At 67.2% G+C, this 15,748-nt stretch carries 12 protein-coding genes and 1 pseudogene; 9 read left to right on the top strand and 4 right to left on the bottom strand.

Annotated elements, in window-relative coordinates; translation table 11 throughout:
* Positions 1–37 precede the first annotated feature (37 nt).
* On the top strand, positions 38–970 hold the full coding sequence (locus ABLE94_RS18230) for a hypothetical protein (RefSeq protein ID WP_348809464.1): 933 nt from the start codon (positions 38–40) through the stop codon (positions 968–970).
* A 74-nt stretch (positions 971–1,044) separates the two neighbouring features.
* Here the strand turns inward: ABLE94_RS18230 and ABLE94_RS18235 are convergent, their stop codons facing one another.
* The gene (locus ABLE94_RS18235; protein WP_348809465.1) at positions 1,045–1,401 is read right to left on the bottom strand and encodes a hypothetical protein; all 357 of its coding nucleotides are present in this window, start codon (positions 1,399–1,401) and stop codon (positions 1,045–1,047) included.
* Between the two features lie 147 nt (positions 1,402–1,548).
* Here ABLE94_RS18235 and ABLE94_RS18240 point away from each other — a divergent pair, with 147 nt between their 5' ends.
* Both ABLE94_RS18240 and ABLE94_RS18245 read left to right on the top strand, forming a co-directional pair.
* On the top strand, positions 1,549–1,971 hold the full coding sequence (locus ABLE94_RS18240) for a nitroreductase family deazaflavin-dependent oxidoreductase (RefSeq protein WP_348809466.1): 423 nt from the start codon (positions 1,549–1,551) through the stop codon (positions 1,969–1,971).
* A gap of 66 nt (positions 1,972–2,037) precedes the next feature.
* The gene (locus tag ABLE94_RS18245) at positions 2,038–2,403 is read left to right on the top strand and encodes a VOC family protein (RefSeq protein ID WP_348809467.1); all 366 of its coding nucleotides are present in this window, start codon (positions 2,038–2,040) and stop codon (positions 2,401–2,403) included.
* Here ABLE94_RS18245 and ABLE94_RS18250 read toward each other — a convergent pair.
* Complete coding sequence (locus ABLE94_RS18250; RefSeq protein WP_348809468.1) at positions 2,364–3,707, bottom strand: MFS transporter; 1,344 nt, start codon at positions 3,705–3,707, stop codon at positions 2,364–2,366. The genes ABLE94_RS18245 and ABLE94_RS18250 overlap by 40 nt on opposite strands.
* Before the next feature lie 320 nt (positions 3,708–4,027).
* On the opposite strand from ABLE94_RS18250, the gene ABLE94_RS18255 reads away from it, so the two are divergent.
* Positions 4,028–4,615 carry a hypothetical protein gene (locus ABLE94_RS18255; protein ID WP_348805915.1) on the top strand — a complete coding sequence of 196 codons (588 nt, stop codon included), beginning with the start codon at positions 4,028–4,030 and terminating at the stop codon, positions 4,613–4,615.
* Here ABLE94_RS18255 and ABLE94_RS18260 read toward each other — a convergent pair.
* Positions 4,569–5,662 (bottom strand): annotated as a pseudogene (locus tag ABLE94_RS18260) (threonine aldolase family protein). The gene ABLE94_RS18255 and the pseudogene ABLE94_RS18260 sit on opposite strands and share 47 nt — an antisense overlap.
* A gap of 109 nt (positions 5,663–5,771) precedes the next feature.
* On the opposite strand from ABLE94_RS18260, the gene ABLE94_RS18265 reads away from it, so the two are divergent.
* On the top strand, positions 5,772–6,794 hold the full coding sequence (locus tag ABLE94_RS18265; RefSeq protein ID WP_348805914.1) for an LLM class flavin-dependent oxidoreductase: 1,023 nt from the start codon (positions 5,772–5,774) through the stop codon (positions 6,792–6,794).
* Positions 6,795–7,138: 344 nt separating this feature from the next.
* Here ABLE94_RS18265 and ABLE94_RS18270 read toward each other — a convergent pair whose 3' ends face one another.
* The gene (locus ABLE94_RS18270) at positions 7,139–8,992 is read right to left on the bottom strand and encodes an acyl-CoA thioester hydrolase/BAAT C-terminal domain-containing protein (protein WP_348805913.1); all 1,854 of its coding nucleotides are present in this window, start codon (positions 8,990–8,992) and stop codon (positions 7,139–7,141) included.
* 110 nt (positions 8,993–9,102) lie between these two features.
* Between ABLE94_RS18270 and ABLE94_RS18275 the strand changes: the two genes are divergently transcribed.
* The 4 genes from ABLE94_RS18275 (at position 9,103) to ABLE94_RS18290 (ending at position 15,723) form a co-directional block, all read left to right on the top strand.
* Positions 9,103–10,104, top strand: coding sequence for a hypothetical protein (locus ABLE94_RS18275; protein ID WP_348805912.1), 1,002 nt, complete (start codon positions 9,103–9,105; stop codon positions 10,102–10,104).
* A gap of 99 nt (positions 10,105–10,203) precedes the next feature.
* Positions 10,204–12,645 (top strand): Tex family protein, encoded by a 2,442-nt coding sequence (locus ABLE94_RS18280; protein WP_348805954.1) that lies wholly within the window; start codon positions 10,204–10,206, stop codon positions 12,643–12,645.
* A gap of 4 nt (positions 12,646–12,649) precedes the next feature.
* Positions 12,650–13,072 (top strand): NUDIX hydrolase, encoded by a 423-nt coding sequence (locus ABLE94_RS18285; protein WP_348805911.1) that lies wholly within the window; start codon positions 12,650–12,652, stop codon positions 13,070–13,072.
* 368 nt (positions 13,073–13,440) lie between these two features.
* Positions 13,441–15,723, top strand: coding sequence for an HNH endonuclease signature motif containing protein (locus ABLE94_RS18290; RefSeq protein WP_348805910.1), 2,283 nt, complete (start codon positions 13,441–13,443; stop codon positions 15,721–15,723).
* Positions 15,724–15,748 lie beyond the last annotated feature (25 nt).

Genomic DNA, 15,748 nt, shown 5'->3' on the forward strand with positions numbered 1-15,748 from the left:
AGTAGCTCTCGTCTCCCGATCACCAGTGAGGTACCCCATGAGCGAATCCGCCGGCCCGGTCTCGCACCGCCGTCCTCAATCCCATCTCCCGGTCGCCACGCTGCTGGGTGCGGCGATGACGGTCACGGTGCTGGCCGCGGCTCCGGTGCTCGCCGACGCACCGACGTCCGCGGCCACGGCCCGGATGACTCCGCTCGCGGTCCCGATCGTCGGCGACGCGACACCGGTCCATCCGGTCGTTCGGAACGCGCTCGATGCCGCAGACGCCGTGTCGGGGGTGGTGCCGTGGACCACGCCGGGTGGCGTGGCAGGCGTATCGCAGGTCGTGCCGGGGTCACCCGCGACAGCGGCCGATACACGTCTCTTCGGAATGGCGGTGCCCGCATCCACGTCGACGCCGGCGGCGGATACGGACATGGTCGAGGTGGGCCACCTCCGGCTGCATCGGCCACGAGCGGTTTCGCCGGCGCTGGCGGCTGAGATCACCGCCACGTCAGGGGAAGTGGTACAAGGGATTTCCGATGTCCTGCAGAGCAACGGAGTCGGGCCGGAACGTGCGGACACGGTCGCCGAACACATGGTCGGCGACGCCGCGGTCGGCGCGGTGGTCGGTGGTGTGGTGGCCGCGCCGGTCGCCGCGACCGTCGGTGCGGTGGTCGGTGGAACGGCCGGTCTCGTCTTCGGGATACCGTTCCTGCCAACGGGTCTCGTGGTGGGTCCGCTCGTCGGTACCGCCCTCGTGGCATCGCTGGTGGAGATCCCGGCGGTGACGACCGGCGCAATCGTCGGTGCGGCAACGGGATACCAACGCGGCTGGGAGGTACCCCTCGACACACCCACCTCGACGCCCCGTCACGACGTGTCCCAGCAGGTCGTGGTCGCCACACCGGCACCGAGCGCGGCCGCATCGGCTCAGCCGGTGTCGCATCCGTCGGCTCCGCTGCCCCTGCCGCTTCCCGCCCTGAGGTGAGGTGGCGCGGAGATGACAACGCACGAGGCGGGTGGGCGCCTCGTGCGTAGTCGGGTGTGATCAGGCGGGTGTGATCAGTCTGCGACGGGATTGAACGTCGACGTCGCAATGGGAACGCCGAGCACGGAATTGATCGCCTTGTATCCGTCGGCGGTCTTGATGAAGGTCACCCGGCTGACCGGCTCGATGTCGGCATACGCGCCGTTGGGTGTGCTGATGAGGGTGAGCGGGGTGTTGGCGGGCCCGATGAGCTTGTCGCCCTCCACCCGGTATTCGTTGCAGCGTTCCTCCACCGAGGAGCCGTACTGGGTCTGCACGCAGTAGTTGTAGGTTCCCTCGGCGACCGCGGCGGAGGAATGTCCGGCCCCGGCGGCCATGGCGGCAACGGCTCCGGCTCCGGCGGCAACAGTGATGATCATCTTCTTCGACATATCGCGAAGATTGCCGTAGCCTAACCTAAGAAGTCAAGCCCGATGTGTCCGTCCGCAGGCGTGAGGAATGTCGTATTCGTCCGGTCGCCGGTCGAGCCGCGAGACGGCGGCCGGAATAGGGGAGGCCGACCGGTGTTGTCTCCGGGTATGACCGAACAACCAGAACTCAGCCCCACCGAGTGGGTCCGCACCCAGACCGAGACGATTCTCGAGCAGGGGACCACCGACGGTGTGCAGGTGCTGGACCGGCCCATCGTGCTGTTCACCACCACCGGCGCCAAGTCGGGCAAGAAGCGGTACGTTCCGCTGATGCGGGTGGAGGAGAACGGCCGCTACGCGATGGTCGCGTCCAAGGGTGGCGCGCCCAGCCATCCGTCGTGGTACCACAACCTCAAGGCGCACCCGGAGGTCACCGTCCAGGATGGTGACACCGTGCGGGACATGACGGCGCGCGAGGTCGACGGCGACGAACGCGAGCACTGGTGGACGTTGGCCGTGGCGGCGTATCCGCCGTACGCGGAGTACCAGACCAAGACCGACCGCCTGATCCCCGTCTTCGTCCTGGAGTAATCCTTTCTGCGATGACGGCGGGCCCGCGCCTGGCGCTCCCGATCCGCCGCATCCACAATGGGTTCCATGACTCTGACCGTGGGCATGATCACCGTCGACTCCACCGATCCCATCCCGCTCGCGCGGTGGTGGGCCGAACGCATCGGCGGCACCGTCATCGCCGAGAACGACGGTTTCTTCGTCATGGTGTCCGGTCCGGCGGCGGGCGCTCCGGTGCTGGGCTTCCAGCAGGTCGATGATCCGACGCCCGGCAAGAACCGTATCCATCTCGATCTCACCACCACCGACATCGACGCCGAGGTCGAGTCACTCGTCGCCGCCGGTGCCACGAGAATCGCCGATCACGAACTCGGCGATTTCGCGTGGGTCACGCTCGCCGACCCGGACGGCAATCAGTTCTGCGTCTCCCTGGCACACGAGCCGTCCGCGTAGTCGTCGTCGTTTTCGGGACGCGGACTCCTCGCCGCACGGGTCCGTCGGTACTCCCGACACACCATCGTCGTGCCCACGAGCCACAGCGGGATCTGCCACAGCATCGCCACGCGGAACGACGCCGGATCGTAGGTGCCGGGCGAATCCGACGCGAGATTCAGCGTCACACCGATCAGCAGGATCGCGATCACACTGGCCAGGAATCCGCCGGCGTTGACGATGCCGGTGGCCGTGCTCAGCCGGTCGGCCGGATTGTATTCACGGGCGAAGTCAAACGCGACGATCGACGCCGGACCGCCCGCGCCGATCGCCATCGCGAGCAGATAAAGCACCCAGTGCGGTGCCGTGCCCGGGTAGAGCAGAACCGCTCCCCACGCCAGCACCTGACCGGCGACGAGCCCGACCACGAGGTGAACACGCCGAGCGGGGAATCGGGCGGAGATCAGGCCGAGGACGGGGCCGGCGACCACACCCACCAACACCGAAGTGACCAGGACCGTTCGTGCGGTCGACTCGGGCACGCCCTCGCCCGCCACCAGGAAGGGAAAGCCCCACAGCACCCCGAAGGTGTTGGCGGAGAACGGGGTGACGAAATGTGTCCAGAACGCCAGCCGGGTGCCGGGCTCGGTGATCGACGCGCGCAGGCGGGCACCGACCGCCGAACCCGATACGCCGATGGTGGTGGGACGTCGACCGTCGCTGACGATCGCCGCCGACAGGACCGCCACCAGCACCGCCGTCGCGGCCAGGAGCAGGAAGCCGGACTGCCAGCCTTTGGCGTGCACGAGATGGGCGAAGGGGATGATGCTGACGACCTGCCCCAACTGCCCGATCACCGCGGTGATCTGCACCATCAACGGCGCCATCCGGCGCGGGAAGCGAATCCCGATGATGCGTAGCACGCAGGGGAAGACCGCGGCGTCGCCCGCGCCGAGCAGCACGCGGGCCGCAATGGCGATCCACACGCTCGGTGCCACCGCCAGCACCACCTGCGACACCGCCATCAGCCCGACACCGACGGTCAACACCGCCCGCGATCCGTAACGGTCCAACGCCATGCCGACCGGTATCTGTGCCACGCCGTACACGCCGAGCTGGATCACCGCGAACAGTGACAGTGTCGCCGGGTCGATCGAGAAGTGGTGGGCGGTATCGATTCCCAACGCCGACATCGAGGTGCGATTGGTGATGGCGACCAGATAGGCCAGTGCACCCACCGCCCATGTCGCACCCACCGCGAGGCCAGGTTGGCGGTGCCGCACCGACGGGTTCCGCACCGACGACGGGGCGGACACAGCAGACATGACGCCTTTCGGGCACGACGAGCAGGGATGGGCGGGCGGACTCGCCCTGCGATGCTACGCGGATGCGCGCGCGATCACGATCGCGTCCCGGCGGGGTGCCCGGAGGCATGAGTGGTTGTCCCGCAACGCTTGTGGGCGTGAAGCCGGCCCCTGATGGTCCGCGTAGTGGCCAGGATCACTCTGTGGCATGCCGCACCGGGATCCCGCACTGACGACGCCTGCCGAGGAGAAACGGCCCGGCTTGTGGATATCGGCGGATGTGTCCACAGATCGCACCGAGGGCGCCGATCTGTGGACCGGCGGCAGCAACCATGTGCGACATGACAAGTCGCTACTACGCCTATCCGGTGCGCGCGGACGCCGTCGAGGCCGCGCGCCGTGACCCGATCTCGGTCATCCCCGCCGATCCTCTCGCCGATGCCTGGGGTCTGGTACCGGTGGCGGTCGGTTCGGGGGCGTTCGCCTCGGGTATCGGTGCCCACGCCCGTCCCGTCGTCTGGACGATGGTTCCCGAGATCCGCAACGTCGACATGTTGTGCCTCGACGACCGGTGGCTCGTGCTCAGCGCCATGCTGTGGCGCGGACCGGGACGCGGCGCCCCGCCACGCCCGGCCTCGGCACTGGTTGCGCCCGGTGCCGGAACCCGTGACGCGGTGTGCCGGCGACGGACGACCGTCCTGGACGCAGGGCAGGTGGCCGGGGTCGCCGCCGACATCGCGCTGATCGAACCGGTGACCGACCGCGATCCGATCCTGCGGTATGCGCCGGGGTGGACTCCCGCCGACATCAACCACACGATCGGCCGGACGCGCCGGTTCGTGGCCGGAGTCGCCTCGCGCAGAATGGGACTGGCGTACTCGATCAGCCCCGCCGAACCGGCGACCCGGATGCGAACTGCTGCCGGATGATCTCGGCGAACTGATCGACATCCGCGGGAGTGGTGTCCCACGATGTCATCCAGCGCACCTCACCCCGCTCGCGCGCCCAGTCATGGAAATGGATCTTCTCGCGGATGGCGTCGGCGATGTCGGTGGGGAGCGTGGCGAAGATCGCGTTGGCCGGGCTGTCCTGGGCGAAACCGAAACCGGGCAGCGCGCCGTCTGCCATGGCGGCCTCGAGATGGGTACGCAGCCGCCGGGTCATGGCATTGGCGTGGCGGGCGTTGCGCAGTCCGAGATCGTCGGTGAACATGGCCTCGAGTTGCGCCGACAGGAACCGCATCTTGCTCGGCAACTGCGCGGCGGCCTTTCGGACGTACTCGATACCCGCGACGCGATCGGGGTCGATGACGACCACCGCCTCGGAGCCGAGCGCACCGTTCTTGGTTGCGCCCAGGCTGAGTACATCCACCCCGACATCGGTCGTGAACGCACGGAAGGACTCTCCGAGCGCGGCCGCGGCGTTCCATAATCGGGACCCGTCGAGGTGCACCGGCAGACCGACGTGGTGTGCGGTCTCGCAGATCGCGGCGATCTCGTCCACGGCGTACACCGTGCCGAGCTCGGTGACCTGGGTGATGCTCACCGCGGACGGCTGGGCGCGCTGCGGATCTCCCCGGGCGGCGGCCTTCTCGATGATCTGATCGGGAGTGAGTTTTCCGTCGGCGGTCGGGGCCGTCAGCAGTTTGATACCGGAGATCTGTTCGGGCGCAGCACCTTCGGACGTCGCGATGTGAGCGGTGTCGGTGGTGATGACCGCTCCCCACCGGGGGGTGAGCGCGGTGAGGGCGACCACGTTGGCGCCAGGTTCCGTTGAAGACCAGGCAGCACCTCGGCTCGGGGACCGAAGACGTCGCGAATCGTCGCGCGCAACGCGGCGGTGTGGGTGTCACCACCGTAGGCGGGTTGGTGTCCGGGGTTGGCCCGCGTGATGGCGGCGAGCACATCGGGGTGGACGCCGGCGTGATTGTCGCCGGCGAAAGTGTGCCGACCGGCGTCGTTCGATGTCGGGGTCATGCGAAACAGACTCTCACACCACACAATCGGCGACGGCGCAACCGAGTCGTATCGATGGTGTGAGACTGTTGGGGACGACGCCGCGCCGGTACGAGAGGAACCCGTAGTCATGCCCACCCCGGATCGGCCGTTGCGCAAGCTCGGCTTCCTCACCATCGGATCGTTCGATCCCGACCGCCCCCGAGAGGGTCATCTCGAGACACTGTCGGTGATCGAACGCGCAGAGGACCTCGGATTCGACAGCGTGTGGTTACGTCACCGGCACCTGCAGTACGGGATCTCCTCGCCGGTGGCGATGATGGCGGCAGCGGCCGTGCGGACCCGTCGCATCGAGTTGGGTACCGCCGTCACCCCACTCGGCTGGGAGAATCCGCTGCGGTTGGCCGAGGATCTCGCCACCGTCGACCTCCTGTCCGGTGGACGCATCAATCCGGGTGTGTCGGTGGGGACGCCGATGCGATACGACGACGTCAAGGCGGCCCTGTACCCCGACACCTTCGACATCGAGGACTTCTCCAAGAACCGTGTGCAGCGGCTGCTGACGTGCCTGCGCGGGGAGCCGGTCAGCGACTTCGAAGGGCTCGTCGGAATCGAATCGTTCTCCCGCCGCGTCCAGCCCCACTCGCCGGGGCTCGCCGATCGGGTCTGGTACGGCGGTGGTCGGGATTCGGCGATCTGGACCGGGCAGCAGGGACTGAACTACCTGACGTCGTCGGTGGTGTCGATCGAGGGCACCGAGTCGCGCGATTTCGCGACGATTCAGGCCGAGCACATCGACGCCTACCTCGCCCATCATCCGAATCCGGCCGCGGCCCGCGTCTCGCAGGGGCTCGTGGTGATCCCCACGGACTCCGCCTCACCCGATCAGATCGATCGGTACCGGGCCTACGCCGCATCACGATTCGAACGCACACTCACCCCACAGGGACCCCGCGGCATGATGTTCGCCCCCGACTTCGTCGGGCCCAGCGAGGAGATCGCCCAGATCCTGCACGCGCACGCCGGTTTTCGGCGCGCCGACGAGGTGGCGTTCGCCCTACCCTTCAGCTTCGCCGCCGAGGACTACGCGCAGATCATCACCGACATGGCGCAGCGATTGGGGCCGGCACTGGGCTGGACGCCGAAGAGTTGATCTCAGGGTTTCGCGGTGCGATGCGAATTCGTCAGCGCGGCAACGGCTTCGTCGTCGACGGTGGGTAGCTCGCGATGAGCTCCATGTAGTACGCGTTCGGCGCGAAGGGGTACATGTAATGCCAATCGCCGAACGGTCCGCGCTGTAGGTAGGTCACCGACCGGTTGCCCGAGATGGTGAAGCAGTAGATCCCGGCGGTGCCGTAGGGGCTGAGATAGATCGGTCCTCTCGAGTGGTGGTGACGCGTGCTCGTGGTCGTTCCCCCTCTTCATCGCGCTGACGATTGTCGTGTTACACGTCGTGTGACACCGACGGTCCGCGGTCACGCGGTCACCGAACGCGCGTCACCCGGCAATGAATGTGACGATGTCGTCGGTGAGGGCGAGGCATGCCGAGGCGTGCTCTGCCGCACGCCCGCCCAAGTCGATCCCGCCGGCCAACTGCACGGTCGTCGGGAATAGTCCCGGGCGAAGGAAGTGGCCGGCGCCCTCATACCGGATGTGCTTGTCCGAGGGATTGTTTCGTCGGCCGAGGAGGGCATCGGCCATGTGTTCGGACGGCCAGAGCGCATCGTCGGAGCCGCTGATGCACAGCATGGGGCCGACGATCCGCTCGGATGCCGGCTGGGCCTCGGGGTCGATGCCTCTGCGCAGCCCCTCGTCGTAGGCGGGGTGCAGTCGAAGTACGGTCGGTCGCTGGGCGCCGACGTCGCGCGACAATCGCCACGCATTGCCCACCAGTTGTGGCATCAGTGCGCCGGTGGGCACCGCGGCAAATGGGCATGGCCGGGCGTCGAGGGTCCACGACGACGTGCCGGGTATCTCCCCGTCGGGGCCGATGGCCTGCCAGACGACACTGCTGGGACTCAGCAGGATCACTTGGGACACATCGAGATCCGGGCGGCGGGAGAGGGTCGCGGTCAGCCCTTCCGCTCCCCGGGACAGGCCCACCGCCGCCACCGATGAACCACTGCGAGCGCTCAGCCACGAGATCGCCGAGGCGAATCGCTCGAGCGGGATCTCGCTGACCGGGGCGGCCTCGGGGTCGTCGTCGAGCCAGCCGTACGCGAGTGCGGTGTGACCGCGGGAAGCCAGGGCGCCGATCATCGCACGCTGGGAGTCCACCCCGCCCTCCGAGCCGCCGAAACACACCACTGCCGGCCCGGTCGCGGACGCCGGTGAGGCGAGTAGCCCAGGCCGCCCGTCCACCACGACATCGGTGATCTCGACGCCGGCCGCGACCGGGTGCCGTCGGCACGTCACCGCGGTGCGGTGATCTCCGGCCCGGGCTTCCACCCGGAGGAGCCACGGTTCGATCGGCGGGATGAAGAGGTCGGCGTGATCGGCGGGTCCGTCGAACTCCATCGCCCAGATCGGGACGTTCGTGATCTCGGCCGAACCACTCACATGTGTGTTCCAGCGCCACAGCCCGCCGTACAGGTCGGTGGTCGTCGTGGTGAGATCGACGGTCTCGCCGGTGGATTCGAGGGTAATGGTCAATGGTTCGTCGTGGCGGGAGTCCTCGGGGACATCCACCCCGAGGCGCGGGTCGATCGATGCCGCCTGCGCCGGTGGCTGGGGCACCGGGCTTCCCGGCGCCAGCGACGCGTCCCGGCGCGCCATCTGTGCCGACTTCTTGTCGAACCACGCCGGGAACACCCCGGACGCGGTACCGGCGATCCCCATCAGCGTGAACGGAAGGACCCAGTAACAGATGATCGACAGTGTCGATCCGCCGTCGCGAATGGTGGCGTCGCCCTGCACGATCGGCGGGATGAGCGAGACAACGGTCATCAGGCCGAACACCGCGGTCCACATCCAGGTCATGGCGGTGGTGATGACGCGGAAGCCGTCGGTGGCCGCCGTCGCCGAATCGACCGATGCGGTTGCGTACTCGCGGACGAATGGTCGCCCGACGAGCAGACCGGCCAGGGCGACGAGGAAGATTCCGGCATTCCCGAGTGGCTGCAGCCAGCGTTCCAGGAAGGCGTCGCTGACCGAGAACGACAGTGCCGAGAGTACGACGAACACCGCGACCGCACCCACCTCGAGGGAATGCCACGGGCGACGGAGCACCCGGTTGATCACCACGGCAAGTGCCGAGAGTCCCAGGGCGATCAGCACAGCTCCCCGAAACGGCATGTTGCCCACCAGAATCCAGTACACAATCCACGGGGAGAAGCCGATCAGAAATCCCACTCCGAACACCTCCGTGATCAAGTGCCGACCCTGCGTGGAAATGGTATGCCGCACGTGTGGTGGCGTGTGGGCAATCGCGACAGACCGACGGATGTGACACCCTGATTCCCATGAGCGATGACGTGGCGCAACGACTCCTCGACGCCCAGATCGCCTTCACCCGACGCCAATTGCTGACGCCCGCCGAGTACGGGAGCCTCGTGGTGGAGGTCGTCGACGCATTCCTCGACGACGCGGCGACACTGACCCTCGACAATGTGGTCACCCGCGAGCTCATCAAACTCGTCGCGCACAAGTACACGGTGCAGATGCCGGTGGAGGGGTCCATCCCGGAGCTGGTCGGCGAGATCGGCGGACGCATCTACCGGCACCGGGCCAACGACGAGTACCGACTCGCCGACATCGCGGACCCCGCCGAATTCGACGCACTGATCACCGCGATCACCGACACCGGGCTCGTCCGGCGTGTGGCCACCCAGATCATCGAGAGTCCGGCCGCGATGGACGCCTGCGTGGAGCTCGTGACGCAGACCGTCGATGCCGCGATCGAGGAACGACGGGCGGGCGGCGAGACCGACGGGGTGCGTGCGGCGGTGATCCGTGCCGTCACCCGAGTGACCGCACCGGCGGTTCCGGTGCTCGAATCGGGCGTGGAGCGAGTGGCCCGGATCGGTGTGCGTCGTCTGGCGATGATGGCCGAACGCGATGGGGACGACGTGCTCGGTGCCGCGGCGCGGGATGTCTGGCGGCAGCGCTCGGATGAGGTGATCGGCCGTTTCCGTGATGTGCTCGAACCCGGCGATGTCGAGGATTTGGTGGTGGTGGCGTTCGAGTTCTGGAAGTCGTTCCGTGACACCGACTATTTCCGGTCCCTGCTCGACGAGGGCATCGATCACGTCTTCGACAAGTACGGCGAGGTAGCGCTCACCGACCTGCTGGCCGACCTGGGGATCGGTCGGGCAGATCTGATCGAGGAGGGACTGCGGTTCGGGCCGGTGGTTCTGGCCCGCCTGGACGAGCAGGACATGCTCGAACCGCTGCTGCGACGTCAGTTCGCGCCTTTCTACTCCTCTCCGGAGTTCCGGGCGGCGCTGGGTGGTGACGGTCTGTGAGACCTCGAGTCCCCGGTGCGGATCTCGAGTCTCTGGCGGGGACCCCGAGAACCCGACACACCTCGCCGGGCGCCGAGCCTGTCGGTGGTCTTCGGTAGGGTGCTGCGGGTGAGTTCGAGCGCACCAGCAGTACCCGGAGTGAAAACAGTCAACGCGCGTCTGGCCGAGGAGTTGGCGGTCGGCGAGAACCAGGTGGCCGCGGCCGTGCGGTTGCTCGATGACGGGTCGACCGTCCCGTTCATCGCGCGCTATCGCAAGGAGGTGACCGGAAGCCTCGATGACGCGCAGTTGCGCACCCTCGACGAGCGGCTGCGGTATCTCCGCGAACTCGACGAGCGCCGGGCGGCCGTTCTGTCGTCGATCGAGGAACAGGGCAAACTCACCGACGCGCTCCGCGCCGCCTTGGTGGCCGCCGACACCAAGTCCCGCGTCGAGGACATCTATCTTCCGTACAAACCCAAGCGGCGCACCAAGGCTCAGATCGCCCGCGAGGCGGGTCTGGAACCGCTGGCCGACCGGCTGCTCGCCGATCCCGCGCTCGTCCCGGACGAGGCTGCGACCGCCTTCCTCTCCGACGACGTCGCCGATGCTGCCGCCGCACTCGAGGGTGCTCGTCACATCCTGATCGAGCGCGCGTCCGAGGACGCAGAGTTGGTGGGCGCGGTGCGCGAGAAGTTCTGGGCCGACGGGGCGCTGCGGACCACCCCGCGATCCGATCAGGCCGCCACGTCGCCTGCGGGACAGAAGTTCCGAGACTACTTCGACTTCTCCGAGCCGCTGGACACGATGCCGTCGCACCGCGTGCTGGCGGTGCTGCGCGGTGAGAAGGAGGAGGTGCTCTCACTCGATTTCGACGGCGGCGAGGACGACGCCTATCAGGCGATGGTTGCCGCGACACTGGGTGTCGACACCTCCCACCCCGGACCGGGGACGCCGTGGCTGACGCAGACCGTGCGCTGGGCCTGGCGGACCAAACTGATGGTGTCCACCGCCGTCGACGCGCGGGTGCGTCTGCGGCAACGGGCCGAGGAGGCCGCGGTCGCGGTCTTCGCCACCAACCTCAAAGACCTGCTGCTGGCCGCGCCGGCCGGCGAGCGCGCCACCCTGGGCCTGGACCCGGGTTTCCGCACCGGAGTCAAGGTCGCCGTGGTCGATTCGACGGGGAAGGTCCTCGACACCTGCGCGATCTACCCGCATCAGCCGCAGAAGCAGTGGGATCAGGCCAAGGCGACGCTCGGGGCGCTCGTCGCGCGTCACGGTGTCGATCTGATCGCCATCGGCAACGGCACCGCGTCCCGCGAAACCGACGCTCTGGCAACCGAACTCATCGCCGACATCAAGCGCTCAGGCGCAGCTGCGCCCACCAGGGCGATGGTCAGTGAGGCCGGCGCATCGGTCTATTCGGCTTCGGAGTACGCCTCCCGCGAACTGCCGGCGCTCGACGTGTCACTCCGCGGTGCCGTCTCGATCGCCCGGCGACTGCAGGATCCCCTGGCCGAATTGGTCAAGATCGAGCCGAAGTCGATCGGCGTCGGCCAGTACCAGCACGACATCACCCCGGGCACCCTGGCCCGCAGCCTCGACGCAGTGGTCGAGGATGCGGTGAATGCCGTCGGTGTCGACCTCAACACCGCGTCGGTTCCGCTGCTGTCGCGGGTCTCGGGGGTGACCACCACTCTCGCCGAGGCCATCGTCGCCCACCGGGACAGCGTCGGCGCGTTCCGCAACCGCAAAGCCCTTCTGAACGTTCCGCGGTTGGGTCCCAAGGCATTCGAACAGTGCGCCGGGTTCCTGCGAATCCGCGGGGGAGACGACCCGCTGGACACCTCGGGTGTGCATCCCGAGGCATACCCGGTGGTGCGCCGCATCCTCGACCGCTCCGGGGTCACGCTGACCGAACTCATCGGGAACGAGCGGACGCTGCGTGGCCTGCGTCCGGTCGACTTCGCCGACGATCGCTTCGGCGTGCCGACGGTGACCGACATCCTCGCCGAACTCGAGAAGCCCGGTCGCGATCCGCGTCCCGCCTTCACCACCGCGACGTTCGCCGACGGCGTCGAGAAGGTCGCCGATCTCAAGCCCGGGATGGTGCTCGAGGGTGTCGTCACCAATGTCGCCGCCTTCGGTGCCTTCGTGGATGTGGGTGTGCATCAGGATGGGCTCGTGCACGTGTCCGCGATGGCCGACCGATTTGTCTCGGATCCGCATGAGGTGGTGAAGTCGGGCCAGGTGGTGCGCGTCAAGGTCGTCGACGTCGATGTCGAGCGGCAACGAATCGGGCTGAGTCTGCGACTCAACGACGATGCGCGTCCGTCTGGGGGTAAGGGCGAGGCGCGTCGCGGTGGTGCGCCGCAGTCCCGCGACAAGCAGTCCGGCAATCAGGCTGCCGGTGAGCGACAGCAGAATCGGCGCGATCAGCGAAACGGCAACGGGCGCGGCAAGTCCGGACGTGGGGGACAGGGCGGCAACGATCGTCGGCGCGAGTCCGCACCGAACGGTTCGATGGCACAGGCGTTGCGCGACGCCGGTTTCGGCCGTTGATCTGATGCCCGCCGAGCCGGTTGACGACGACCAGGTGATCGTCGTCAGTGCCGTGGTGCTCCGTGACGCCGCAGGCGCGTTGCTGACGGTGCGCAAGGCGGGCAGCACATTGTTCATGCTGCCCGGCGGCAAACCGGAACCAGGCGAAACGCCTCGGCAGACCGCCGTCCGCGAGTGCGGTGAGGAGATCGGGGTCTGGCTCGACGCCGAGGAACTCACCGCACTCGGCGAGTTCACCGCTGCCGCTGCCAACGAGGCAGGCTACGCGGTGCGCGCGAGTCTCTTCTCCCATCCGGCGATCCCGGACGCTGAGCCGGGTGCCGAGATCGCCGAAGTGCGTTGGCTGACCGTCGATCCCGTCGACCGCGAGACACCGCTCGCGCCGCTGCTGCGTGACCACGTCCTCCCGCTCCTCCGGTCGCGCTGACCCGCCGACGGGCGGGCAAGCCGGCCGACGATAGCCCGCGTTGGCGGTCGCCGGCCGGTCGGGCTTGCCGGCGCGATAGCGAGACCCACATCCAGCTGGTCGTGCCCCAATCCCGCTGGTCGAGCGCCCCCACTCCGGTCGGTCGTGTCCCAATCCGGTCGGTCGTGCCCCTAATTCGTTGGTCGAGCCGGGCGGAGCGCTAGCGGAGCCCGTGTCGAGACCACGCAAGCCGACGCGAAAACCCAACCACCCCAACCACACTGACCTATGCACATCCTGTGGATAGAAAACACTTGCGAGTCTTGTAAAAAGTGGCTATAATAGAACACATACGCCACAACGGCCTTCTCGGGGGAGGTGACATCAGCATGGCAGACACCACCGACACTCCCATGTCGCAACCACTGCAGCTGATGCACCAGATCAACGCGTTGCTCGACGAGTTGGCCCAGACTCCGATGACCGCCTGCTCGGACACCGAAGTCATCGAAGCAGCGAAACTGTCCGAACAGATCGCCATGCGCACCCACTTCCAAGGTGACCGGGCGATCCTGGAAATCTCTGATCGCAGTGTGCACCGCAAGGTCGGCAAAGTCAGCCTGTCGAACTTTCTGAACTTCGATCTGCGGATCGCGCAACCCACCATGCGCATCGCGCACATGAAAGCCACCGCCCGCTTCCACGGACTGACCGGACAACCCGAAGAACCGAAATACCCGACCCTGTCGACCGCGTATGAGCAGGGCTTGATCGGTCACACCCACCTGTCGGCGGCGTTGGAAGCCCTGGACAAGATCCCGGGCGCCGTCCCGCATGACAAGAAGGCCGCAGCCGAAGCCACTTTGGGTGAGAAAGCCACCGAACACATCCCCGCCGACATCACCAAGATGGGTGCCCGGATCTTGGCGCACCTCGACCCTGACGGGCAGTTGGTGGAGGAGAAGGAACGCCAACAGCGCCGTAATCTGTGGATCAACCAGTCCCGGGTCGATGGGATGGCGAAACTCAACGGGCACCTGCCGCCGGTGACCCGGGCTCTGTGGGACACCATGTTGGATGCGTGGGCCAAACCTGGAATGAATAATCTTCACGATCCGGAATCTCCGACCGGTGCTATTGGTGACGCCGACCCCGACCAACTCGCGGCCGCGGTCAAACGCGACGACCGCAGCCAAGCCCAACGCAATCTTGATGCGATGCACGTGTTGTTGGTGTCGGCGATGAAAGAAGGCGTCCTCGGCAAAACCCACCGAGGCCTGCCGGTCGCGTTGATCGCGAAAGCGTTCGTGACGGATCTACTGGCCGGCGCCGGATACGCCACCACCGCTTCAGGTTCGACCATTCCCATTCCGGATTTGCTCAGTGCGTTGGGAGACATCGAAGATCCCACCGATGTGCAGCAGTTCCTGGCGGTGTTCTCCGACGCCATCGACCTGCCCCTGTATCTCGGACGGTCCCGCCGCCTGGCGTCGACCGAGCAGCGGATCGCGTCGTTCTCCCGCACCGGTGGCGAAGTGTGCTCCTTCCCCGGCTGCGGGCAACCCGCCTCGCATTCGGAGATGCATCACGCCAAAGAGGACTGGGCCGATGGCGGGAAAACCGACATCTCCGATTTGGCGCCGGCGTGCGGGCCGCACAACCGGATGGTCGGCCCCAACCCCGGGCAGTACACCACCGGCATCTACGAAGACGGCCCGCTCGCCGGTCGGTGTTGGTGGCAACTCAACGCCGCACCTGGCATGCCGGAAAACCCGAAGATCGTCAACGACCGCCCCGATATCACCGCCCTCTACGAGCAGAAGCTCGACCAGATCCGCGATCAGATCCACCGTGACCACAGCAGCAGCGGCACCGATACCGACAGTGACACCGATACCGACAGTGGTGCCGGCGCAAGCGAACCCGCACACAGCGAGGTGAGTGACGCCGATGTGCTCGATGCCGACACCGCCGTTGCCGAAGCGGTGGATGTCGAAGTCGCTGACGTGGAGGGTGAGTCCGAGTCGGTCGACAACCACATCGACGAACCGGCCGCTCCCAACTCTGACAGCGATCACCAGGACGCGGCACCGACCGTCGAGGCCGAAACCCCTTCCGATCGTGGGGTTTCGAGGGACGATCAGGCTCCGGACGCCGACTCCTCGACCAACGACGACAGCATCGATATCGCAGACAGCGTCGACCAGGACGCCGATCACGAGTCCGGCGTCGCTGAGCAGCCTGACCCAGGTGTCGACGAACATGAGTCGGGCGCAGCTCAATCCGATCCCGTCGAGCCTCGACCGCCCGACCAGTGGGATGGGCCCGACGCCACGGGCGATGCGCAGCCCGACGAACCTGGTGTCACCGACACCGGGGACATCGACCTGGTCGTCTTCGACGGGGACGGTGTTCCGATCACCGGCGATCCTGCCGACCCTGCCACCGCTGCCGGGCTCGAACGTGCCTCACACACCCGCATCAGCCTCCGCGACAAGACCACCGAAGAACAAGCACGCGAACGTCGCATCCGTGATGGCGGATTCCGTATCAGCCGCGTCAACATCGAACGTGAGCTTGATGAGCTGGCCGCCATCGGCATGAATCCTCGTAACAGCCGGATCGAACGTGTCCTGGCCGCCCGGCTCCACTACCGGCTCGACACCTCCTGAACCAGCGCGCCCTCCGGTACTGGCC

It is taken from the genome of Gordonia sp. VNK1 (assembly GCF_040049135.1).
Taxonomy (GTDB): domain Bacteria; phylum Actinomycetota; class Actinomycetes; order Mycobacteriales; family Mycobacteriaceae; genus Gordonia; species Gordonia oleivorans.